Annotated in this window: 19 protein-coding genes; 10 read left to right on the forward strand and 9 right to left on the reverse strand. The window is 75.2% G+C overall.

Annotated features, from left to right (window positions below; genetic code table 11):
* Positions 1 to 47: 47 nt before the first annotated feature.
* The 4 genes from NQZ70_RS15805 to NQZ70_RS15820 form a co-directional block, all read right to left on the reverse strand.
* Entirely contained in the window at positions 48 to 629 is a 582-nt protein-coding gene (locus NQZ70_RS15805; protein ID WP_129574949.1) for a hypothetical protein, read from the reverse strand.
* An 11-nt stretch (positions 630 to 640) separates the two neighbouring features.
* Positions 641 to 1,957, reverse strand: a complete 1,317-nt coding sequence (locus NQZ70_RS15810; RefSeq protein WP_129574950.1) for a hypothetical protein — start codon at positions 1,955 to 1,957, stop codon at positions 641 to 643.
* Positions 1,954 to 3,168, reverse strand: a complete 1,215-nt coding sequence (locus NQZ70_RS15815; protein ID WP_237245338.1) for a hypothetical protein — start codon at positions 3,166 to 3,168, stop codon at positions 1,954 to 1,956. Before NQZ70_RS15815 ends, NQZ70_RS15810 begins: the two co-directional genes overlap by 4 nt.
* 154 nt (positions 3,169 to 3,322) lie before the next feature.
* On the reverse strand, positions 3,323 to 4,189 hold the full coding sequence (locus NQZ70_RS15820; protein ID WP_129574951.1) for a lipopolysaccharide assembly protein LapB: 867 nt from the start codon (positions 4,187 to 4,189) through the stop codon (positions 3,323 to 3,325).
* 264 nt (positions 4,190 to 4,453) lie between these two features.
* On the opposite strand from NQZ70_RS15820, the gene NQZ70_RS15825 reads away from it, so the two are divergent.
* The 7 genes from NQZ70_RS15825 to NQZ70_RS15855 all read left to right on the forward strand — a co-directional run bounded on the left by NQZ70_RS15825 (position 4,454) and on the right by NQZ70_RS15855 (position 11,218).
* A complete protein-coding gene (locus NQZ70_RS15825) occupies positions 4,454 to 5,893 on the forward strand; it encodes a sigma-54 dependent transcriptional regulator (RefSeq protein WP_129581378.1) in 1,440 nt (479 codons plus the stop codon).
* A gap of 4 nt (positions 5,894 to 5,897) precedes the next feature.
* On the forward strand, positions 5,898 to 7,190 hold the full coding sequence (locus tag NQZ70_RS15830; RefSeq protein ID WP_129574952.1) for an SUMF1/EgtB/PvdO family nonheme iron enzyme: 1,293 nt from the start codon (positions 5,898 to 5,900) through the stop codon (positions 7,188 to 7,190).
* A 211-nt stretch (positions 7,191 to 7,401) separates the two neighbouring features.
* On the forward strand, positions 7,402 to 8,142 hold the full coding sequence (locus tag NQZ70_RS15835) for a hypothetical protein (RefSeq protein ID WP_237245339.1): 741 nt from the start codon (positions 7,402 to 7,404) through the stop codon (positions 8,140 to 8,142).
* Positions 8,139 to 9,308 carry an ABC transporter ATP-binding protein gene (locus tag NQZ70_RS15840; protein ID WP_129574953.1) on the forward strand — a complete coding sequence of 390 codons (1,170 nt, stop codon included), beginning with the start codon at positions 8,139 to 8,141 and terminating at the stop codon, positions 9,306 to 9,308. The genes NQZ70_RS15835 and NQZ70_RS15840 overlap by 4 nt, the downstream gene beginning before the upstream one ends.
* Complete coding sequence (locus NQZ70_RS15845) at positions 9,298 to 10,062, forward strand: hypothetical protein (protein WP_129574954.1); 765 nt, start codon at positions 9,298 to 9,300, stop codon at positions 10,060 to 10,062. Before NQZ70_RS15840 ends, NQZ70_RS15845 begins: the two co-directional genes overlap by 11 nt.
* 154 nt (positions 10,063 to 10,216) lie before the next feature.
* A complete protein-coding gene (locus tag NQZ70_RS15850; protein WP_129574955.1) occupies positions 10,217 to 10,630 on the forward strand; it encodes a hypothetical protein in 414 nt (137 codons plus the stop codon).
* 45 nt (positions 10,631 to 10,675) lie between these two features.
* A complete protein-coding gene (locus NQZ70_RS15855; protein ID WP_129574956.1) occupies positions 10,676 to 11,218 on the forward strand; it encodes a hypothetical protein in 543 nt (180 codons plus the stop codon).
* On the opposite strand, the gene NQZ70_RS15860 is transcribed toward NQZ70_RS15855, so the two are convergent.
* The 3 genes from NQZ70_RS15860 to smpB form a co-directional block, all read right to left on the reverse strand.
* Complete coding sequence (locus NQZ70_RS15860) at positions 11,196 to 12,650, reverse strand: DUF362 domain-containing protein (protein WP_237245340.1); 1,455 nt, start codon at positions 12,648 to 12,650, stop codon at positions 11,196 to 11,198. The two genes, NQZ70_RS15855 and NQZ70_RS15860, sit on opposite strands and share 23 nt — an antisense overlap.
* Before the next feature lie 201 nt (positions 12,651 to 12,851).
* Positions 12,852 to 13,163 carry a hypothetical protein gene (locus NQZ70_RS15865; RefSeq protein ID WP_129574958.1) on the reverse strand — a complete coding sequence of 104 codons (312 nt, stop codon included), beginning with the start codon at positions 13,161 to 13,163 and terminating at the stop codon, positions 12,852 to 12,854.
* Entirely contained in the window at positions 13,160 to 13,714 is a 555-nt protein-coding gene (gene smpB / locus NQZ70_RS15870) for an SsrA-binding protein SmpB (RefSeq protein WP_129574959.1), read from the reverse strand. The genes NQZ70_RS15865 and smpB overlap by 4 nt, the downstream gene beginning before the upstream one ends.
* 323 nt (positions 13,715 to 14,037) lie before the next feature.
* Between smpB and NQZ70_RS15875 the strand changes: the two genes are divergently transcribed.
* The 3 genes from NQZ70_RS15875 (at position 14,038) to uvrA (ending at position 21,461) form a co-directional block, all read left to right on the forward strand.
* The gene (locus NQZ70_RS15875; RefSeq protein WP_272828461.1) at positions 14,038 to 14,403 is read left to right on the forward strand and encodes a hypothetical protein; all 366 of its coding nucleotides are present in this window, start codon (positions 14,038 to 14,040) and stop codon (positions 14,401 to 14,403) included.
* 13 nt (positions 14,404 to 14,416) lie between these two features.
* Positions 14,417 to 15,802, forward strand: a complete 1,386-nt coding sequence (locus tag NQZ70_RS15880; protein WP_129574960.1) for a collagen-like protein — start codon at positions 14,417 to 14,419, stop codon at positions 15,800 to 15,802.
* A 304-nt stretch (positions 15,803 to 16,106) separates the two neighbouring features.
* The gene (gene uvrA / locus NQZ70_RS15885) at positions 16,107 to 21,461 is read left to right on the forward strand and encodes an excinuclease ABC subunit UvrA (protein WP_129574961.1); all 5,355 of its coding nucleotides are present in this window, start codon (positions 16,107 to 16,109) and stop codon (positions 21,459 to 21,461) included.
* Between the two features lie 46 nt (positions 21,462 to 21,507).
* Here uvrA and NQZ70_RS15890 read toward each other — a convergent pair whose 3' ends face one another.
* Both NQZ70_RS15890 and NQZ70_RS15895 read right to left on the reverse strand, forming a co-directional pair.
* Positions 21,508 to 21,711, reverse strand: a complete 204-nt coding sequence (locus NQZ70_RS15890; RefSeq protein WP_129574962.1) for a hypothetical protein — start codon at positions 21,709 to 21,711, stop codon at positions 21,508 to 21,510.
* A 98-nt stretch (positions 21,712 to 21,809) separates the two neighbouring features.
* On the reverse strand, positions 21,810 to 22,736 hold the full coding sequence (locus NQZ70_RS15895; protein WP_129574963.1) for a hypothetical protein: 927 nt from the start codon (positions 22,734 to 22,736) through the stop codon (positions 21,810 to 21,812).
* Positions 22,737 to 22,761 lie beyond the last annotated feature (25 nt).

Genomic DNA, 22,761 nt, shown 5'->3' on the forward strand with positions numbered 1-22,761 from the left:
GGCCAGGGCAAGCGCTGCGTCGGCCGGTACGGATCCTCCTCCCAGGTTCACGAGCCGACGGCCGCGTTCACGATCTCGCGCACGATGCCGAGCAGCCGGTCGTAGTGCTCCGGGATCGGCCGCAGGCCGGCGCAGTGCACCACGAGCCCGCCGGGGCGGAGCTCGAGGTGACCCTGGAAGCCGCGGCGGGCGAGGAGCTTGCGCAAGCGCGGGTGGAACGCGGCGGCGGCCTCGGGCGGCGAGGCGGCGAAGGTCGTCACGTGGGTGTCCCAGAGCGCGTCGCCGAGGACGACCCGGGGCGGCGGGGCGCTCTCGATGAAGGCGACGCGGGTCAGGAAATGCTCGCCGACGCGCATGGACGCGCGGCGCTGGAGCGCCGGGTGCGCCGCGAAGCCGAGCAGCGATCGCTCGAGCGGCTCGGCGTCGCCGTCCGCGTACCACGGCTCGGCGATGACCGCGTGCCCGGGGTTCGCCGTCCACGTGCACGAGGAGAGATAGGCGGAGGGGGGCGCGATCGTGTCGTACGGCTCCCAGCGACGGAACCAGGCCTCGTCGGGGCGCGCGGTGAAGGCGAGGCCCCGCCGGGCAGCCCACGCTGCGATGAGCTCGGAGCCGAGCGAAGGCGGCATGGCCTGCGAGGTTAATCCCCGCGACGGCGGCTCGGAAGCCTCCGCCGCCACGCCGCGGCGAGCGCGCCGGCGCCCAGCGCCATCCAGGACGCCGCGCCCGCGGCGCCGCCGCTCCCGGGCAGGTCGCAGGAGCACCGGCCGTAGAGGCCCACCGTGGTCGTGGTCGTTCCGTCGTCGCTGCCCTCGTCGTCCACGGGGCGCCCGGAGCCTCCCTGGCCTGCGGTCACGGGCGCGCCTCCAGCGTTGCCGCCCGGTCGGCCGCTGCCTGCGCTGCCGCCGCTGCCTGCGCTGCCGCCGCTGCCGCCGCTGCCTGTGCTGCCGCCGCTGCCTGCGCTGCCGCTGCTGCTGCTGTCGCCGCCACCTGTGCTGCCGCTGTCGCCGCCACCCGTACTGCCGCCGCCCGCGCCGCCCGCGCCGCCGTCGCCCGTCGGGCCGCCGTCGTCGGCGCAGCGCGTGACGTGGAGGGGGCGCGTGCGCGTGCAGTCCGTCGGCGAAGCGCAGCGCGGATCGGAGAGCGCGGCCGGCGCGCCGCCGGCGCCGATCTCGCCGAGGGCCGGGTAGGCGACCTCGATCTTCTCCCAGCGCCCGCCGGTGTGCTCCATCCGGCCGAACACCCGCTCCTGGTACGGGGCGGCGCCGCCGATCGCCGGATCGTAGACGCCGCGCCCCGCGTCGTAGTTGGGGTTGTTCGGGTTGTTGACGTACGACAGCCCGTTGTACGCCCACACGGCGCTGTACCAGTGCTCGACGATCGCCGGCTGCCGATCGCCGACGCAGCGCGTGGCCTTCCACTTCATCGCGAGGATGTGCGTGCCCGTGGCCGCGTTGTACGTCGGGTCCGCGGCAACGCGGCGCGGATCGAAAGCCGGGCTGTCGCCGCCGCGCATGCCGCTCGTGATCTGCGAGGCGCCGTAGCCGCAGTCGAACGAGATGATCGTCCGCGAGCTCGCCCCCGCCTGGTCCATCGGCCGGTCCGGCGCGCAGAACTGCTGCCACCCCGACTCCTGCATGGCGATCGCCTTCAGCAGCTCGCACGGGAACGTCGCGTCGACCTGCCGCTGCGCCTCGGGCTTCTCGCAGCCCTGACCGAGACCGATGGTCTCCGGGCCGGCGTCCCCCCAGGCCGCCGGGCCCCGCGAGACGAGATCGAAGATGGCGTTCCACTCCGCGACCGACGGGTTGATCCCGGGCACGGCCTCGACCGCGCAGCCGCGATCGTTGTAGGCGCTCGACGCGGTGAAGCAGGGGCAGTACGCCGCGCGGGCGGCCGGCGCCGCCAGCGCGGCCGCGGAGATGGCCGCCGCGACCAGGGGAAGGCGGCGCCTCACGGCTCCTCCTTGGCGGTGGCGAAGCCGGCGACGGCGATGCGCGCGCCGGACGGCGCGGGGATCGCGAACGCCTCGCCGCTCTCCGCGTGGATCGCGAAGGGGACGGCGAACGCGGAGGGGTTCGTGTGCAGCGCGGCGACCCACGCCCCGTCCGGCGAGACGGCCTGGATGGCGTCGACGCCGGCGCCGAGCGGGCCGCGGACCTGCGCGCGGGCGCCGACCACGCGGAGCCCGGCGGCGCGATCGGGCGTGTACGCGAGCCCGCCGCCCGGCCAGGCGTGCGGGGCGAGGCCGCCGTTCGCGCTCACCTCGAGCCGGGCGCGCTTGCCGCGGGCGATATCGAGGCGATCGATGACCCAGAGGCCGGGATCGGCCTCGTGCCGCTCCTGGAACACGAGCGCGCCCGTGGTCGCGTCGATCGAGAAATCGCGCGCGAACGGCGGGATCGACGGGGCGAGCACCCGCGTCGCGCCGGAGTCGGGGTTCACGAGGACGAGGTCGGCCGACCCCGGGGAGACGCGGTAGACGACGAGCTCGCCGTTCCACTCGCCGGCGAGGAAGGCGAGGTAGCCCGTGTGCCGGTGCGCGGTGCGCGTCGCGCCGGTGGCGAGATCGACCTCGTCGATCGTGAGCGCGTCGACCCGGAGCCGCGCGAGGTCGCCGTCCATCGGCGGCTCCGGGCCGGCGACGCCGCGCGAGACGAAGACGCGCCCGTCGGCGGTCACGAGCGGGCGGCTCGCGTGCACCACGCCGTCGCAGAGCGCGACCGGCTCGGCGTGCGGCTCGACGCGGAAGAGGGTCGCGTTGAACGAGCGATCGCGCGACGGGCGCGTGTCGGCGGTCGCGACGACGATCGGCGTCCGCGGCACGACGCGGGCACGGACGACCGCGTCGCCGAGGTGCTGGAGGGTGGCGAGCGCGGGGCCGGCCTGGGCGCCCCCGACGGCGGCGATGTGGAGCGTGGTCCGGGTCGCCCCGGGCGAGGTCGCGAGGATCGCGACCCGGGCGGCCGCGGCCGCCGCAGCGGGCGCCGCGGCGGCCGCGGGCACGAGGAGGTGGCCGATCCGCGCGAGCGCGGGCGCGGGGGTGTCGCCGCGGGCGAGCACCGCGGCGCCCGCGACCGACAGCGCGGCGAGCAGCGCGCCCGGAAGCGCGATTCTGTTCAGAGAGGTCCGTGTGAGGAGCAAGCGGGCGTAGGAGCTGAGACGCACGATGGAAGAGTAGACGATGTGCCCGCGAGCGCTCGCTCGCGGGCGGTACGGCGCTCCCCGCGGGGGTGCACCCCCGCGGGCCAGGGCAGCGGGTCGCGCCGCGCGCGTCACGCCGGCGCCCGCTCGGAGACCGGCGGCGCGCCGGGGAGCTTGCTCAGAAGCGGCCCGACACGCCGACCCCGGCTGCGCCTGGGCCGGCGACCGGGGTCAGCCGGATCCCGGCGGAGGGCGCAGGCGCGCTGGAGACCGGCCGGGGCTGGTTGAACCCGAGCTCCCAGATGAGGCCTCCCGCGACGCCGGCGGCGCCCAGCCCGAGGAGCACGCCGCCGACGGTCGCCTGCGTGCGGCCCTGGTTGCCCTGATCCGCCACGTCCGGCTCGCAGTCGACGCGCATCGGACAGCTGTCCTCGGCGGCGCCGATGTCCGCGAAGCCGCTCGAGGTCAAGATGCCGCCGACCAGCAGCGTGACCACGCCGGCGCCGGTCGCGACCCAGGGCGCATACCCGTAAGGGGGCTGCGGCGGCGGGGGCGGCTCCGCGGAGAGGCTCGGGGCCGCCGACGCGGTGGGGAGCGTCGGAGGCGGCACGGGCGCGGACGCCGACTCGCTGGCGGTCGGGGTCGGCGCCGGCCGGATGGAGTTCTTGAGGTTCTGGATCTTGTCCTGGATCGTCTGCGCGTCGGTCGCGTCCGGCATGCGGGCCAGGTACGTCTCCAGCGCGGTGACCGCCTCGGCGCGGTCGCCCTTCTTCTCGTACGCGTTGGCGATGTTGATGAGCACGGCGTGCGCCGCGCAGTCGAGCCGGTAAGCGTCCTTCCAGTACTGGATGGCGCGGTCGTAGTCGGCCCGCTCGTAGAACTGCGTGGCGGCCTTGTGCGCGCCCTTGGCGCCTTCCAGATCAGCGGGTGTCGCGGTGCGGTTGCACTCGGGGTACTCGATGGCCGGATCTCCTGCTACGGCCAACCCCGCGGCGAGGAACATCCCCGCGCCGAGACCGACCAGCCAAGTCCGAAGCACACGCATCCGAGCCGCCCTCCACGAGAAGTGGGCGCAGCATACTGATCCGTTTCGCCGGCAGCGAGAAAAAGGCATCACGGCGGACCTCGGGGCAATGCGCTCGGCCCGTCGACCGCGGGACGGCCGGCCGAGCGAGCCGGCGGGCAGGAGCCGAGCGCCCGCCGGCGCGACCACGCCGTGCGCGGGCCTGGTCGAGGTCGACGACCCCGGAGCGCCAGGGATCGGTCACGGCGCTTGCCCGGTTGCCGGTTCTGCTAGTCTCGCCCGGTGATGCTCCCCGAAAAGAAGCAGATCCTCGTCGTCGATGACGAGGCGAACCTCCGGCGGGTCCTCAGCGCCCAGCTCGGCCGGGATGGCTACGAGGTCCACACCGCCGAAGACGGCGAGGAGGGGCTCGCGTTCCTCAAGGAGCACCACATCGACCTGGTCATCACCGATCTCCGGATGCCCAAGGTCGACGGCATGGACCTGCTCCGGGCCGCGCTCCGCGACGACCCCTCGCGCCCCGTCGTGCTCCTCACGGCGCACGGGACCGTCGACAACGCCGTCGAGGCGCTCAAGACGGGCGCGTTCGACTACATCACGAAGCCGTTCGATCAGAACGAGGTGCGCGTCGTCGTGAAGAAGGCCCTCCGCACCCGCGATCTCGCGAGCGCGGACGCCACGCGCGACGTCTCCGCGGCGCCGCCCCGGGGCGGCTCGGACCGCTTCGGCATCATCGGCGAGAGCCCGCCCATCCAGGAGCTCTACGCGATCCTCGAGCGGGTCGCCGACACGCCGACCACGGTGCTCATCAGCGGCGAGAGCGGCACCGGGAAGGAGCTCGTCGCGCGCGCGCTGCACGAGAACTCCAGCCGGCGCGACCGGCCGTTCATCAAGGTCAACTGCGCCGCCATCCCGAAGGATCTCATGGAGTCGGAGCTCTTCGGCTACGAGCGCGGCGCCTTCACGGGCGCGGTCGCCTCCAAGCCGGGGCGCTTCGAGCTCGCCTCCGGCGGGACGCTCTTCCTCGACGAGATCGGCGAGATCCCGACCGAGATGCAGGTGAAGCTCCTGCGCGTCCTGCAGGAGAGCGAGTTCGAGCGGGTCGGGGGCATCAAGACCATCCACGTCGACGTCCGGCTCGTCGCCGCCACGAACCGCGATCTCAAGCGGGAGATCGCGGCGGGCACGTTCCGGGAAGACCTCTTCTACCGGCTCAACGTGGTCCCGATCGCGCTCCCCGCGCTGCGCGATCGGAGGAGCGACATCCCCCACCTCTGCGCCCACTTCGTCGCGAAGTTCAACGCGCGCCTCAAGAAGAGCATCGAGGGCACCGAGCCCGAGGCGCTCGAGCGCCTGTCGTCGCACGCGTGGCCGGGGAACATCCGCGAGCTCGAGAACGTCGTCGAGCGCGCGCTGCTCTTCGCCGACGGCGCGCGCATCCGCCTCGACGATCTGCCGGAGGAGATCCGCAGCGGCGCCGCGTCGGCGCCCGGCGCGTCGATGCCGCCCGCGGCCGCGGACACCGCCCTCGCGCCGTCGACGCCCGACGGCCTGAAGGAGCAGGTCAAGGCGGCGATGAGCAAGCTGGAGCGCGACCTCATCGAGCGCGCCCTCAAGCAGACGCACGGCAACGTCACCCACGCCGCGCGGCTCCTCAAGATCTCTCGCAAGGGGCTCCAGCTCAAGATGAAGGAGCTGAACCTCCGCGAGCGCGACCCCGAGTGAGCCCGTGGGCCCCGGCGAGCAGCGCTCCGTCCGCGCGCTGAGGGGGAAGGCCCTCGCGGCCGCCGCGTCGCTCGCCGCCCTCCTCTCGGCCACCGCCGGCTGCGAGCGCGGCGGCGCCGCGCCGGGCACGGACGGCGACCTCGACGCCGCGCCGCCCTGGGACGTGGCCCAGGCCGAGCCGGAGCCGCGCCCCGGCATGGCGTGGATCCCGAAGGGCGTGCTCATCGCGGGCACGCCGCCGGATCGCCTGCCGCGCATCGCCGACGAGGAGATGGCGGGCGCGCAGGTCGTGATGCACGGCTTCTACATCGACGTCTTCTCGTACCCCAACGAGGTCGGCGCGATCCCGACCACGAACGTCACGCAGGACGAGGCGCGCGCGCTCTGCGAGGCGCAGGGCAAGCGCCTCTGCACGGAGCTCGAGATCGAGCGGGCCTGCAAGGGGCCGGCGAACACCACGTACGAGTACGGCGACACGTACAAGGCCGCGGTGTGCGCGACCGGGCAGAGCCGGGTGCTGACGCCGAACGGCGTGAACGCCGGGTGCACGAGCGCGTTCGGGGTGCACGATCTCCACGGCGGTGTGTGGACCTGGACCTCGAGCCAGTGGCAGCGCGACCCCAGCAAGCCGGGGCTCGTGACGCTGCGCGGGGGCAACGGGCCCTCGGGCGATCTCGTGGGGCGCTGCGCCCACGGGCGCGGCGTCAAGCCGGACACGCGCCGCCCCGAGGTCGGCGTGCGCTGCTGCGCCGGGGAGGTGAACAGCTTCGAGGTGGTGCTCGATGTGAAGCGCGATCGCCCGCTCCGGCTGGAGCCGCTCGTCGACCCGCGCGCGGCGGCGCAGCTCGCCGAGCTCGCGCCGGAGGAGGCGCGCGCCGCGGCCCAGGCCGGATCGCCCGAGGCCACGTTCAAGGTCGAGCGCATGTGGACCTGGCACCCCCGGGGCAACGAGGAGCTCGTGCTCGGCGGCGGCTGCGCGCGCCCGGGCGGCGCGAAGGAGGAGGCGCGCGGCCGCGGCAAGCGCGCGAAGCGGGCGCGGCCGGGCGACAAGGCGACGTGCGGGCTCCTCGTCGCGCGGATGCGCCTGAGCACGCCCGCGCTGCTCGCGTTCGTCTCGACGGACCTCTGGGAGCCCACGCTCGGGGAGACCGACTCCCCGCGCGAGCTCCTGCTCTACGGCGGCGACGCGCTGGGCGTCTTCCGCCGCCGGATCACCTACGAGTGGGGGAAGATCGGCGTCGCCGACAAGGAGCGCAAGCGCAGGCACAAGGGCCGTCGCGGGCTCTCGTTCGACTAGGCGACGGCCTGGGCAGGGTGCGCGTGTCCACGCGGCGCGCGGGCGCTTCGTCCCAGCGGGGGTGGCGCTTTCGCGCGGCGGCGATCACATTCCAGCGGCGCGCCGGCCCGTGGCACATTGGCCTTGCGCCCGCGCGCCTGGAAGGGCAGCGCTAGCAGCGCGCCGCTCCGCCCGCGCGCCCGCCTGCACGCTCTCTCGGCACGCCCCTTCGATGACCCGCCCGCACGACCCCGAACCGCGCGACGCGCCGAGCAGGCGTCCGGACGATCCCGGGCGGCGGCGCGCGGCCGCGCGGAAGGCGCTGCGCGCCGCGGTCGCGCTGGCGTGCGCGCGGCTGCGCGGCGCGCGCGGCGGGCAGGTCGGCCTCGCCATGGCGGCGCTGATCTCGCTCGGGTACGGCGCCACCGCGCTCGTGCTCCGGCTGGACGACGGGACGGCGTCGCTCGAGGGGCTGCTCGGGTCCGCGGCGCGCTGGCTCGCGTGGGGCGCCGCCGGCCCCATCGCCCTCGCCGCGGCGCACGACCGGCCCGCGTCCGACCGCCGCGACGGCGTCGAGGCGCTCGCCGCGGCGCGGGGGATCTCGCGGGCCTCGCTGCACGGCGCGCGCAGCCTCGCCGCGATGCTGGAGATCGCGCGCGTCGTCGCGCTCCCGCTGGCCGCGCTCTCGGCGCTCGCGGCGCTCCTCTCCGGCTCGGTGCTGCTCGCGCTCCAGCACCTCGCCTTCGGCGCCGCGCTCGCCCTGTTCGGCGCCGTCTCCGGCGTGACGCTCGGCGGGCTCGCCGCGGCGAGCGGCCGCGTCGCCGGCGCGCGCGGGCGCGCCCTGTTCCTCTCGCTGACCCTCGTCCCCTGGGCCCTCGCCGACCTCGCCGGCGACGCGCGCTGGTCGATCCCGGGCGCGCTCGGCGCGTTCCTCTCCTTCGCGGCCCGCTCGGCCGGGGGCCCCGCCGGATGACCCCGGGCGCGCCCATCGCGGCGCTCGAGGGCGTGCGCGCGCGCGACAGCGCCGGCGAGGCGGGGCGCCCCCGCGGGAGCCTCTTCGGCGCGGCGGCGGCGCTCGGCCCGGGCGTGCACGCCGTCCTCGGCGCGCCGGAGGACGGGACGCTGGCGCTCGCCGAGGTGCTCGCGGGGCGCGCCGCGCCCCTCGCCGGCCGCGTCCTCGTGGGGGGGCGCGATCCGCACCGGAGCGCGGCGACGCGGGCGCGGATCGGCGTCCTCTCCATCGCCCCGGAGCTGCCCGACGGCGCGTCGGTGGCGTCGTCCATGTCGGTGGCGCTCCGCGCCCGCGGCGCGCCCGCGAGCGGCGCCGCCGCGCTGCTCGACGCGCTCGGCGTCGCGCCGCTCCTCGCCCGCCGCCGGGCCTCGCTCGGCTTCGCCGAGGCGCGGGCGATCGAGCTGGCGCTCGCCCTGGGGGGGCCGCAGCCGCTCCTGCTCTGCCTCGTCGAGCCGTTCGCCGACGTCGCCGTGCCGTCGCCCGCGCCGGTCCGGGAGCGCCTGCGCGCGCTCGCGGCGGGCGGCGCCTGCGTCGTGCTCATCACGTCCTCGGCGGTGGACGCGCGCGCCCTCGCCGATCGCATCCACGTGCTCGATCGCGGCGTCATCGCCCGGACCGAGCCCGGCGACGGCGAGCGCCTCGCGGTCGCCCCGAGCCCGGCCGCGCCCGGCGCCGCGGGGCCCGAGCTCGAGCTCCACGTGCTCGTCCACGAGCGCGCGCCCGGCGCGCCCGGCGCTCGCGTGCTCGCCGCCGCGCTCGCGCGCTCCCCCGCGGTGCGCGCGGGCGCGTGGGAGCCGGGGCCGGCCGAGGCGTCGTCGACGCTGCGGATCCGGGCCGCGGACCGGGAGGCGGCGGCGCTCGCGCTCGTGGATGCGGCCGCGCGGGAGGACGTCGCGCTGATCGCGATCTCCTCCCCGGCGCCGTCGCTGCACGACGTGCGGGCCGCGACCGCGCTGCACCTCGCCGCCGTTCGCCCGCGCCGGCCGTTCGGCGCGCCTGCGGGGGACGGCGCTGCGCCGCTGCCCGGCGCGCCGCCCGAGGGCCCCGTCGCCGTGGCGGCGTTCGACGCGCCGGCCGCCGACGGCTCGCCGCGCGCCGCGGAGACAGGACGCCAGCATGGTGGGTGAGAGCGCCCCGATGGACGCAGCGCAGCCGGCTCCCCCCGCGGAGGGGGGCTCCGAGCGGGGGACGCCCGCGCGGGTGGGCGTCCGGCTCGGCATGGAGATGGCCCTGAGCCGCCTCCGCGCGCGGCGCCCGCTGCTGGCGCTCGGCCTCGGCGTGGCGCTCGCGGTGGCGGCGGCGGTCATCGAGGTCGCGTTCGGGTCGTCCGGCGCCGTCGACCGGGCGCTGCTCGCCACGTTCCGCCTGGTCACACCGCTCACGATCTTCGCCCTCGCCGCCGACGCCGCCGATCGGACCGCGCTGCGCGACGCGGCCTGGCCGGCGGCCCGCTTCGGCGCCTCCTCCCACCATGTCGCGCTCGGCATCGCACTGACCACGGCCCTCGCCGCCGCCGTGGTGGGCGCGTTGCTCGCCGTCGTCGTCGTCGCGACCGCCCGGGGGCCCGGCGCTGCGCCGTTCGTCCATGACATGCTCATCAGTGGGTGGATCGGCGCGCTCACCGGCGCCGCCTACGCCGGCTGGTTCTCGCTCGGCGCGACCTTCCACCGGCGCGGCCTCGGCCGCTTCGCGCCGCTCGCGGCCGATTTCCTCTTCGGAGGCTCGGCCGGGGTGGTCGGCGCGCTGATGCCGCGGGGCAACGCCGTGAACCTCCTCGGCGGTCCCGCGCCGCTCGGGCTCGGCCAGGCGGCGAGCGCCGGCTGGCTCGCGCTGAGCGCCGTTCTCCTCGCGCTCGCCGCGGCGGCGCGCTGCAGGGAGTAGCGTCGCGCGCCGCGGCGGCGGGGGCGCGCGTTACGGCTTCCGCCGCCGGTCCAGCTGCCGCGGCCGGCCGCTCGACCTCCGTTCCGAGGCGCGGAGCCGCCGGCCACGCGAGGGGGATGGCTTCATCCGCCCGTTCTCACGTACTCTTCGAGGAATGACTCACGACGACGACGAGGCCACCAAGGCGGTCAACACGCCTCGCTCGGTCCTGCTCGTCGGCTCGGCGGAGGCGCTCGCGGCGCGCTGCAGGGGGATGTGCCTGCGGGCCCGCGTCATGCTCATCGTCGAGAGCGACCTCGCGACGCTGACGAACACGGCCGTGGAGCGGAAGCCGCTCGCGCTGCTGTTCCCCGACGACATCTACGCCTTCGACAGCGCGGAGTTCGACGCGCTGGCGCGCGACATCCAGGCCGCGGTGGTGACCCTGGAGCCCGGCGTCACGGACGAGGTCATCGAGGCGCGGCTCTCGGAGGCGCTGCTCCGCGCCGAGCTCCTCCGCCAGCCCGAGCCGTCCTCGAGCCGGTACGTGCTGGTCCCCGACGGACCGCGCCGCTCCAAGCGCCGCTGAGCGCGGCGTCCTCCTTCCTGAAAGCGTGACAAGGATCCCCGTCCCGTGAACGAGCTGCACCTCGAGCCTGCCGCGTCCCGTCTGACGATCCGCACCCGCGCCGCCGGGATGCTCGCGCGGCTCGCGCACGACCTCGAGATCGCCGCGCCGGCGCTGCGCGGCCGGGCGCGGCTCGACGGCGACGCGTGGACGGCCGAGCTCGAGATCCGCGTCGCCGATCTCCGCGTCGCGGGGGTCCTGCGCGGCGACCGGCTCGACCCGGATGCGCTCTCGGCCGGGGATCGCCGCGACATCGAGCGCCGCATCCAGGGCGAGGTGCTCGGGGGCACCGAGGTCGTGGAGGTCCGCGCCTCGGGGGCCGCGCGCGATCGCGCCGACGTGCGCGTGCAGGTCGCCTCGGGGAGCGCCGCGCTGGCGGCGCGCCTGTCCTCGCGCGATCTCGGCGAGGGGCGCATCGGGGTGACGGGGGGCTGTCAGGTCTCGCTGGCCGCGCTCGGCGTGCGCGAGGTCAAGGGGCCGCTCGGCGCCTTCAAGGTGCGGGACGAGCTCGAGGTCCTCTTCGACCTCACTCTGCGGCCGGCGGGCTAGGCGGCTCGGCCGGGAGCTCCGGGGCGGCCTCGCCGCGCGAGCACGCCCCGTGGACCTGGTAGGGCTTGCCGGCGAGGCGCTTCACGAGCGAGGCCCCGCGCCAGGCGACGTAGGCCTTGTTGAACTCGAGCACCTGATCGGCGGCGAAGTAGGGGTTCTTCGTCTTGCCCAGCGTGACGAGCGTGAGCACCTGCTCCGCCACGCTCACCGGGCAGCCCTCGAGCCGGATGACGCTCTCGTTCCGGGCCTTCGCGAGCTTCGTCGTCACCTTCACCATCTTCGCCAGCACGTCGTCGTGCTTCGCGGTGTAGGGGTCGCGCGCGCTCCGCTCGCGGTACAGGCTGTCGATGCTGATCAGCTGATCGCCGATCTTGCCCTTGTACGTCGCGCAGTCGCCGATGAAGACCACCTTCTCGCCGGGCTTGGCGTCGATGGGGCCCTCGTAGGCGCCGAACACCACGTGCATCCGCGGCATCTTCGCGTCGCACTCCTTGTCGTACTCGCGCAGGATCTCGATCGCCTCCTCGATGGCGCCTGGACAGCCGCCCCAGCAGTAGTCGGTGTGCTCGGGCTCGGGCGGCGCGCCCGCGTAGGCGGTGATGTTGGTGCCCTCGAAGTACTTCTCGACGCGGACGAGGCCCACCTTGAACCCCTTGGCCTTCTGCCTCGCCTCCTCGAGCGTCACGTCGCCGGTGATCTCGATCTCGCCGAGGTCCATCGGGCCGAAGCCGCGCTCCGAGGCCAGGCGGATGTGGTCGACGCTCCTCGGATCGACGCCGATGATCTGGCAGCACACCGAATCGAAGGCGACCTGGTTGTTCCCCATGAGGATGAGGCCGAGGTCGAACGGCGTCGGCGTGAGCATCCGGCCCTCGCCGGCGGTGATGGCGTCGATCGCGATGAACTGCGGCTGCACGATGTACTGGAGGTCGGCGACCTTCTCGTTCAGCCGGTGGTCGTGATCGATGAGCCGGTGCCGGTCGTCCTGGATCCCGATGTAGTTCTTCATCGAGAAGGTGACGGTGGTCCAGGGGTGCGACTTGAACTTGGGGCAGTTCACGAAGAAGTCGGCCTTCGCGACGGGCTCCGGCGTGAACAGGTAGTCACGCAGCCGGCCCTCGTGCGTGAGCCGGATCTCGACCTGCTGCTCTTCCTCGAAGTGGTAATGCTTGACCCCGGTCCGCCGGAACATCGGGTAATAGCCGGCGCCCTCGTACGTCATGCGGGTCGGGAGCGTGATGCCGCACCGCTCGCCGACGGCGAGCTCGGTCACGCGCCCGTCGTCGCGATCCCTGAGCGCGCCGATCACCCCCTCGATGAACTCGGGCCGCGTATAGGCGTGCGGGAAGTGCGCGCCGGAGGCGACGACGTTCGGCTTGATGAGCGTCCGGCCGCGCGGGCGCAGCGAGAGCTCCTCGAGACCGCTGCGCACGATGCTGCGGATCTTCTCCACATCATACGTCGAGCAACGCCGCAAAATGACACGAGGGCGCGACGCGATTTTCATGGATCACCAGCGTAAGTGTCGCCGTGAGTCACCGCAACACCTGCTGCCGGACGGGCCGCAGCGGGTCCCGATCGGCCCGGACGCTCGCCGTGGTGCAGCGCGGCCAGCTCCGCCGCGCGGCGCGGATCAGCCCGGACGCTCGCGCGGCTCGTCGGCGACCAGCCGCGCGAGCTCGGCGCGGACCTCACGCGTCGCGTCGATGAGCCGGCCTTCGAGCTCGTAGATGCGGTCGGCCGGCGCCGGCTCGCCGGGCTCGTGGGGGGCGCGCAGGCGGCACCGGGCCACCTTCAGCCGGATCGCCGTCCCCGTCGACCGGAGCGCGCCCTCGACGCGCGCGCCGGGGGCCGACGACGCGGTCGAGCGGAGCCGCACGCGGTCGCCGTCGATCTCGACGAGCTCCGCCTCGCCGCCCCTCGACCAGGTGAGGTGCCAGGTCATTCCGGCCTCCGGGGGTTCGGGCGAGCCTCGCCGCGCGCCGCGCGGGGCGCGTGGCTGCGCCCGCGGTCGCCGCCGCGGGCCCGCTCGATCGCCGCGCGGGCCTCGCGGGCGGCGTCCTTCTCCTTCAGGCTCTCGCGCTTGTCGACGGTCTTCTTCCCCTTCGCGAGGGCGATCTCGGCCTTCACGCGGCCGTTCTTGAAGTAGAGGCGGGTCGCGATCACGGTCATGCCCTCGCGCTCCACGCCCTTGCGGATCGCCTCGATCTCGCTCTCGTGGAGCAGCAGCTTGCGCGGGCGCTTCGCCTCGTGCCCGAAGGCGGCCCCGGGCATCACGGGGATGTTGACGCCCTTCAGGAACACCTCGCCGTGCTCGATGGCGCACCAGCTGTCCGTCAGCTCGGCGGCGCCCTCGCGGAGCATCTTCACCTCGCTGCCGAGCAGCACCAACCCCGCCTCGAACCGATCGTCGAGGGTGTAGTCGAACGTCGCGCGCTTGTTGCGCACGATGAGCTTCTCCCCCTCTCGTTCCTTCTCTTTGCCAGCGCGGCTCACGCGGCCGCATAGCGCGCGCGCCGCCGTCTGTCCACCGCCTCTCCGCGCACGGCGCCGTCGACGGCGGTCTCTTGGCGGCTCGCGCCGGCGCGCCGGGGCGGCGGCTCGCGCCGGCGCGCCGGGGCGGCGCGGCCCTGTGGGGGGCCGTGCGCGCCCCGCGGCGCCGCGCCGTGCCGTCGCTCCTGTGCCGCGCGGCCGCGGTGCGGTCGCTTGACGCCGAGCGCCGCTGCTCGTCCAATGGGATGCATCGAGCGCGACGTGCTGTCGGACCGGAGGACGGAGTGAATCGCGGACGGGGCTTTTCCGCCTGGCTCGGAGCGCTGGTGGCGCTCTCTGCGGTGGCCCCCGCGTGCAGCTGCAGCTGCGCCGCCGATTCGATGGTCGACGCGCCGTACGCCGCGAGCGGCGCCGGGGTCGGGGGCGACGGCGGTCAGGGCGCGAGCGCGGGCAGCGGCGGGGAGGGCGGCGTCGGCGGCGGCGGCCACGGCGGCGAGGGGCAGGGCGGGAGCGCGCCCGCCGAGACGGGCGTGGAGGCGACCGAGACGGTGACCGCCGGCGAGGTCGCGAGGAGCTCCCGCTACCGGATGGTGTTCACGCTCGGCCAGCCGGCGCAGAACCAGGGGACGTCGGCCTCGCCCAAGGTGCGGATGCAGGGTGGGCTCCTCGGAGCCAACGGGAGCTTGCCATGACGAGGATGTGGCGATGAGGACATCGAGGATCGCGCGGCGCATGACGGCCGCCGCCCTGGCGGCGGGCGCTCTCGCGGGCGCAGGGACCGCGGCCGCGGCGGTGCCGGCGACCATCACCCATCAGGGCCGGCTCTTCGACGATCGCGACGCGCCGATCAACGAGACGATCGATGTCGTCTTCGCCCTGTACGACGCGCGCGACGCGTCGACGCCCATCTGGAGCGAGGTCCACGCGATCACGTTCGAGGACGGCTTCTTCTCGGTGCGCCTCGGCTCGATCACGCCGTTCCAGGGCGCGATCTTCGACGGCGCCGAGCGGTACCTCGGCATCACGGTCGGCGACGACGTCGAGCTGAAGCCGCGCGCGACGGTCGCGAGCGTGCCCTACGCGCTCCTCGCCGGGAACGTGAACGGCGACATCACGCCGACGTCGGTCACGGTGAACACCGCGAACGGCAGCACGGTGGTGATCGACGCGAGCGGGGTCTCCGTGAACGGCGGCCAGGTGATCAACGAGGACGGCGAGTGGGTCGGCTCGCCGGCAGGGCTCGAAGGCCCGGAAGGGCCGCCGGGCCCCACCGGGCCGACCGGCGCGACGGGCCCGGAAGGGCCGACGGGGCCGGCGGGGCCGACGGGCGCAACGGGGCCGGAAGGCCCCACGGGGCCGCAAGGGCCGGCCGGCCCCAGAGGCCCCGAAGGCCCGGTCGGGCCTGCGGGAGCGGTGGGCCCGATCGGGCCGGAGGGCCCGGTCGGCCCCATGGGCCCGCAGGGGCCGATGGGCCCGATCGGTCCGGTGGGCCCCCAAGGTCCGATAGGTCCGATAGGTCCGATAGGTCCGATCGGCCCGGAGGGGCCGATCGGTCCGACGGGCCCCCAAGGGCCGATGGGCCCGGCCGGTCCCGAGGGCCCCATCGGGCCTGAGGGGCCCCGCGGCTTCACGGGCCCCGTCGGGCCGACCGGGCCCCAGGGGGTCGTGCTCTCGCTGATGGTCAGCGGCGCGGGCGACCACGTCACGCTCCCGGTGGGAGCGGGCGTCGACTTCTTCGGCCCGACGGGCTCGGTGGAGGTCTCGTCGGCGAGCCAGTCGATCTACGCGACGGCGCATCGGTACCTGGGATCGGGCACCCAGCCAGCGAACAGCCTCAGCCTGTTCATGTGCTACCAGCGGGTTCGCTCCGAGCCGTCCGGCCCGGTGTTCGAGGCGCCGAAGGCGGTCGGTCTCGGGATGACCGGAGGCCGGGTCCCCGCAGGCACGCGCGTGCCCTTCGGGGTCAACGCCGTCATCACCGGCCTCAGCCCGGGCACGTACAACATCGGGATGTGCGGCCAGACGTTGAGCCCGAACTGGACCAGCAACGACTACGGCTACCTCTCGCTCATCCTCGTCAACGGCGGTTAGCCGCTGGGTCCGCCCGCGGCTAGGTGCTGAGTCCAGCGCGGCCAGCCGCTGAGTCCGTCGGTCGCGACGGACGCACGGGCAGACGGGGGCAGCTCGGAGCACGCGCGCTCCCTCCGCGCACGCCTCGACACGAACGCGAGAATCCCGCGCCGAAGGGCGCAATGCCGCGAGGCGCGCGCTCTGCGCGCCGTCACGTACGATCGTCCGCGACGATGGGCGGAAAGGGGGCTAAACACTCGCGGTTTCACGCGGGCCTGTCCACCCGGGACGCCACCCCCGCGGGGCCCACCCATCCGCGCCTCCTATGCAATCCATCTGTCTCCGCGGCGCCCGCACGCACAACCTCCAGGGCATCGACCTCGACTTCCGGCCCGGCGAGCTCGTGGCCATCGCCGGCGTGTCCGGCGCCGGCAAGTCCTCGCTCGCGCTCGACACGCTCTACTCCGAGGGGCAGCGCCGGTTCGTCGAGAGCTTCAGCCCGTACGCTCGCCAGTTCCTCGAGCGGCTCGAGCGGCCGCCGATCGATGCGCTCGAGCCCGTGGCGGCCGGCGTCGCCGTCGACCGCCGCGCGCCGGTCAAGAGCTCGCGGTCGACCGTCGCCACGATGGCCGATCTCGAGCCGTACTTCTGCGCGCTCTTCGCGCGCGAGGCGGTGCCCGTCTGCCCGTCCTGCGAGGCGCCGGCCGCGCGGACCGACCCGGTGCGGGCGGCCGAGCTCGCCGCGAGCGAGCACGAGGGCGCGACCGCGCTCGTCACGTACCCGATCGCCGTCGCGGGGACCGAGCGGTTCCTCGACGTGCGCGAGTCGCTGCTCGCCGCCGGCTACCGGCGCCTGCTCGTCCGCGGCGAGGCGCGCGACCTCGACGGCGTGGCGCCCTCCGAGGCGATGAGCGGCACCGACAAGGTCGAGGTCATCGTCGATCGCGTCCGAGTCGCCCCGCGGGAGCGCCGGCGCCTCGGCGCCGCCATCGAGGAGGCGTGGAAGGGCGGCGGAGGCGACGCGTCGCTCCACCTGCAGCGCAAGGCCGAGGAGCCGGGCGGCAACGGGGCGGGGTCGACGCGGCTCCGGCTCGTGCGCGGGCTCGCCTGCCCCTCGTGCGCGCGCGCCTTCGATCCGCCGCGCCCGGGGCTCTTCTCGTACCAGTCGCCGACCGGCGCGTGCCCCTCGTGCCGCGGCTTCGGCCGCACCCTCGGCATCGACTACGACAAGGTGATCCCGGACCCGTCGAAATCGATCGCGGGCGGCGCGATCCGCCCCTGGAACGGCCGCTCCACCACGTGGGAGCGGAAGGTGCTCCGCGCCTTCTGCGAGCGGAACGGGATCCGCACCGACCGGCCGTGGCGCGACCTCTCCGAGGCGCAGCGCGCGCTCGTGCTCGAGGGCGAGGGCACGTGGAGCCAGGGCAAGTACCCCGGCGTGAAGGCCTGGTTCCGCTGGCTCGAGACGCGCACCTACAAGATGCACGTCCGCGTGCTGCTCGCGCGCTACCGCACCTACGACGTGTGCGGCGCGTGCCACGGCAAGCGGCTCTCGCCCGAGTCGCTCCTCTACCGCGTCGGCGGCCTCGATCTCGCCGCGTGGCACGAGCTCGAGCTCCGCGAGGCGCGCGCGCGGATCGAGGCCGAGCGCCCCCAGACGGGCCAGGGGGAGATGGCGCGCCGCGAGCTCATCGCGCGGCTCGGCTACCTCGAGCGCGTCGGGCTCGGCTACCTCTCGCTCTCCCGCCAGGCGCGCACGCTCTCGGGCGGCGAGGCGCAGCGCGTCGCGCTCACCGCGGCGCTCGGCACGTCGCTGACGGGCGCGCTCTTCGTGCTCGACGAGCCGACCGTCGGGCTGCATCCGACGGACATCCCGCCGCTCATCGCGGCCATGCGCGAGCTCGCCGACCGCGGCAACGCCGTGCTCGTCATCGAGCACGAGCCGCTCGTCATCCGGGCGAGCGATCGCGTCGTCGAGCTCGGCCCCGGCGCGGGCAAGCAGGGCGGGCGCGTCACCTTCGACGGACCCCCCGAGGGGCTCGCCGCGCAGAGGCCGCTGCCCGCGGCGCCCGCGGAGCGAAGGTCGCCGAGCGGCAAGATCACGATCCACGGCGCGCGCGAGAACAACCTGCGCGACGTCTCCGTCGACGTCCCGCTCGGCGTCGTGGTGGCGATCACGGGGCCGAGCGGGTCGGGCAAGAGCACGCTGGTGAACGACGTGCTCTACCGGCACATCGCGAGGGCCCGCGGTTACAAGGACATCGATGCGCCGGGCCTGTACCGGCGCATCGAGGGCACGGCCGACATCCGCACCGTCACGCTCGTCGATCAGGCGCCGCTCGGGCGCACCTCGCGGGGCAACCCCGCGACCTACACCGGCGCGTGGAACCGCGTCCGCGCGCTCTTCGCCGAGCAGCCCGAGGCGGCGGCGCGGGATCTCGGGCCCGGCCACTTCTCGTTCAACGTCGCGCTCGGGCGCTGCGAGGCGTGCGCCGGCGAGGGGAGCGAGACGATCGAGATGCAGTTCTTGGCCGACGTGTCGCTGACCTGCCCGACCTGCAAGGGCAAGCGCTTCCGCGACGAGGTGCTCGAGGTGAAGCTCGACGGCCGCTCGGTCGCCGACGTGCTCGATCTCTCGATCGACGAGGCTTTCGCGGCCTTCGAGCGGGAGCCCGCGATCCGGCGGGCGCTCGCGCCGCTCAAGCAGCTCGGCCTCGGCTACCTCACGCTCGGCCAGCCGCTCTCGACGCTCTCCGGCGGCGAGGCGCAGCGGCTCAAGATCGCGCGCGCGCTCGGCGAGCCGTGCGCGGGCGCGCTCTTCCTCCTCGACGAGCCGAGCGCCGGCCTGCACCCGGAGGAGGTGAAGCACCTCAACGCTTCGCTCTCGGTGCTCGTGGCCGAGGGCGCCTCCGTGATCGTGGTCGACCACGACCTCGACGTCGTCGCGGCGGCCGACTGGGTCATCGATCTCGGGCCGGGCGCGGGCAGCGAGGGCGGGAGCGTGGTCGCCGAGGGGACGCCCGAGGCGGTGGCCAGGACGGCGACGCGGACCGGCGGCGCGCTGGCCGAGTGGTTCGCGCTGCGCGGCGACGGCGCGTCGCCGAGGCCGCGGCGCGGCGCCAAGGCCGCGGCGCCCGCCGCCGCCGCGAAATCCGGCAAGCGCAGCGGCAACGGCGCGGCGCGCGCCTCGCTCGACCGGCGGCGCATCGAGGTGGAGGGCGCCCGCGAGCACAACCTCGCCGAGGTCTCGACGGTGATCCCGCACGGCGAGCTCGTCGTCGTGACCGGCCCGAGCGGCTCCGGCAAGAGCACGCTGGCGTTCGACGTGGTCTTCGCCGAGGGCCAGCGGCGCTTCCTCGAGACCTTGACCCCCTACGCGCGCCAGTTCCTCCCCACGCTGCCGCGGCCGGACGTCGATCGCGTCACCGGCGTACCCCCGTCGATCGCGCTCGAGCAGCGCACCACGCGCTCCGGCGCCAACTCCACCGTCGCGACCGTGACCGAGATCGCGCACTACCTGCGGCTGCTCTACGCCAAGGTCGGCGAGGCGCGCTGCCCGGACTGCGACGTGCCGATCGAGGCGCGCTCGCCGGACGAGGTCTATCGTTCGCTGCTCGCGACGCGCGGCGCGCGGACGCTGCTCGCCCCCGCGGTCGTGGCGCGCAAGGGGACGTACCTCGACGTCTTCACCGCGGCCGCCCGCGCCGGCATCACCCGCGCGCTCGCCGACGGCGAGCCGTGCGCGACCGACAGCCCTCCCCGCCTCGACAAGCGCCGGGAGCACTCGATCGACCTCGTGATCTACGAGGGGCGCATGGACGCCCTCGATCGCGCGCTCTTCGATCGCGCCCTCGCGTTCGGGCGGGGCGCGGTGAAGCTCGCCGGCGGCCGTGGCGGCGAGCAGCTGCTCTCCACCACGCGCACCTGCCCGCGCTGCGGCGTCGGCGTCCCGGAGCTCGATCCCCGCTGGTTCTCGTTCAACACGAAGCAGGGCCGCTGCGAGGCGTGCGAGGGGACCGGCGCCTCGGACTTCGACGACGACGCGCTCGCGACGCCCGATCCGTGCGAGGCGTGCGGCGGCTCGCGCCTCGCGCCGATCCCCCGGGCCGTCCGGCTCGCCGGCGAGCGTTACCACCAGGCGTCGGGCCGGTCGGTGGCGGCCGCCGCCGCCTGGGCGAGGGGCCTGCGCTTCACGGGCGATCGCGCGCTGATCGCCGAGGCGCCGCACAAGGAGCTCTGCCGCCGGCTCGACTTCGTCTGCGAGGTGGGCCTCGGCTACCTCACGCTCGATCGGCGCGCGTCGACCCTCTCGGGCGGCGAGATGCAGCGCCTGCGGCTCGCGGCGCAGCTCGGCAGCGGCCTCACCGGGGCGCTGTACGTGCTCGACGAGCCGACGATCGGCCTCCACCCGCGCGACACCGATCGGCTGCTCTCCAACCTGCGTCGGCTCGCCGCCATGGGGAGCACCGTGCTCATGGTGGAGCACGACGCCGACACGATCCGCGCCGCGGACCACCTGATCGACCTCGGCCCGTCGGGCGGCCGCAAGGGCGGCAGGATCGTCGCGGCGGGGCCGTCGCGCGAGGTGCTCGCGAACCCCGACTCGCCGACCGCGCGCGCGCTCGCCGGCGAGGACGCCCTGCTCAGCGCGCGCCCGGCGCGCCCGCCGGCGCGCGAGCACATCGAGCTCCTCGGCGCCCGCGCGCACAACCTCCAGGGCGACGCGCTCCGGATCCCCGCGGGCCGGATGACGGTGGTCGCCGGCGTGTCCGGCTCCGGGAAGAGCACGCTGATCCAGAAGGTGCTCTACCCCGCCGCGCGCCGCGCGCTGAAGCTCGAGGCGCCCGAGCCGGGCCCGCACAAGGCGCTGCGGCTGCCGAAGAGCATCCTGCGGGCGGTGGCCGTCGACCAGTCGCCCATCGGCCGGACGCCGCGCTCGATCCCGGCGACGTTCCTGGGCGTCTGGGACGAGGTCCGCAAGCTCTACGCCGCCTGTCCCGACGCGCAGGTGCGCGGCTACGGCCCCGCGCGGTTCTCGTTCAACACGGCCTCGGGTGGGCGGTGCCCCGTGTGCGAGGGGCAGGGCGTCATCGCGCACGAGATGTCGTTCCTGCCCGACGTGACCACGCCGTGCGAGGCGTGCGGCGGCGCGCGCTTCGAGCCGGCGACGCTCGACGTGCGCTACCTCGGCCTGTCCGTCGGCGATGTCCTCGATCTCACCGCCGAGGAGGCGGTCGAGGTCTTCGCGGCGCACCCGCGGATCCGCGCGCCGCTCTCGACCATGTGCGATCTCGGCGTGGGCTACCTCCACATCGGCCAGGGCTCGCACACGCTCTCGGGCGGCGAGGCCCAGCGGCTCAAGCTCGCGGCGGAGCTGACGGCCGGCGCGCGGCCCAAGCCGACGCTCTACGTCCTCGATGAGCCCACGACCGGCCTGCACCTCGCGGACGTGACGCGCCTCGTCCGCGTGCTCGACCGCCTGGTCGAGCGCGGCGACACGCTGGTGATCATCGAGCACCACCCGGCGGTCATCGCCTGCGCGGATCACGTGGTCGAGCTGGGCCCGGAGGGCGGCGCCGGCGGGGGGCGCATCGTGGCCGAGGGCACCCCGCGCGAGCTTTCGCGTCAGCCGACGGCGACGGGCGAGGTGCTGAAGAGGATCTTCGCGAAGGCGACGTGAGCGGGCGCGCCGGCTCGCCCCGGCGCGCCGCCTCGCGGGTCGCGGCTCAGCCGCCCGAGCGCTTCGCGTACTGGTACGCGGTGTAGGCCGAGATCAGGTGGCAGACCCAGCCGAGCCATCCGCCCGTGCCGATCCACAGGCCGGGGGTGACGATCAGCCAGAAGATGCAGCGCAGAAAAGCGCCGTTGTAGAGCTGCCCAACGCCCGGAATGAGGAAGGACAGAACTGCGGCGATCCCGGATTTGCTCATGAGGTCGGAAGCTGATCACCCTGACCGCCTTGTCAAGCGGACTCGGGCGAGAGCTTCGGATTGTGCCCACGGCGGCGCGGTGGGCCGCGGAGATCCGCTCAATTCCTGCCGGGCAGGATGATCTTCTTCCGGCCCGTCGAGGATGCGGACGGGGTGGTCGTCGGGGTCGTCGCGCTGGGCGTCGTCGGGATCGTCGGCTGAGCGGTCGTCGACGGGATCGTCGGCGTGGTGGTCGGGTTCGCCGGCTTGGGCTGCGCTTTCGGCGGCGGTTTCGGGGCCGCCGCGGGGACGGGGACCGGCTCCGGCGGGGGCGGCTCGGGCGTCGTGGTCGCGGCCGGGGGCGGCGGCGTTGGATCGCCGGCGACCGACGCCGGCGCCGGGGGCGCGTCGATCGGCGGCAGCACCGTCGCGTCGTCGGACGAGCTTCCGCTGCGCATCACGAAGAGGGTGGTCGTGATGCCCCCGATGACCACGAAGGCGGCGAGCCCGATCAGCGCGAGCGTCGGGCCGGAGCTCTTCGGGCGAGGCCGCGCGGGGATCGGCGCCGCGTACGGCCCGCCGCTGCCCGGCAGCGCCGGAGCGCCGCCGTGAAACCCCGGCGCGCCGGCGGCTCCGCTCGGAGCCCCGAACGGCGAGCCGCCATACGGGCTCGCGGGAGGCGGGGGCGGCTGCCCGTAGGCGCCCCCTGGTCCGGGAGGGCCGCCGTACGTCGCGGTTGCGCCGGGGCCGTACGGGCCGGGCGCGCCGGCCGGCGGCGCGCCGTACGCGCCTGCCGGCGAGCCGTAAGGGGCCGGCGCGCCGGGCGGGGGCGCGCTGTTGCCTCCGCCCTCGACGATCGTCCGCGGGACGGCTCCGCCCGCGGCGCCTGGATCGTGCGGCGCGGTGCCTGGCGGCACGGGGAAGGCGCCCTGAGACGAGTCGAGCCCTGCGAGCGGAGGCTCGCCGGGCACGGTCTTGCCAGGGCCGTACATGCCGCTCGGGGGCGCAGGCCATCCGGGCGGCGGACCGCTATTCTGATTGCTCATCGAGATCGCATCCTACCGCCTGCGC

Source organism: Sorangium sp. So ce836, assembly GCF_028553905.1.
Lineage (GTDB): Bacteria > Myxococcota_A > Polyangia > Polyangiales > Polyangiaceae > Sorangium > Sorangium cellulosum_D.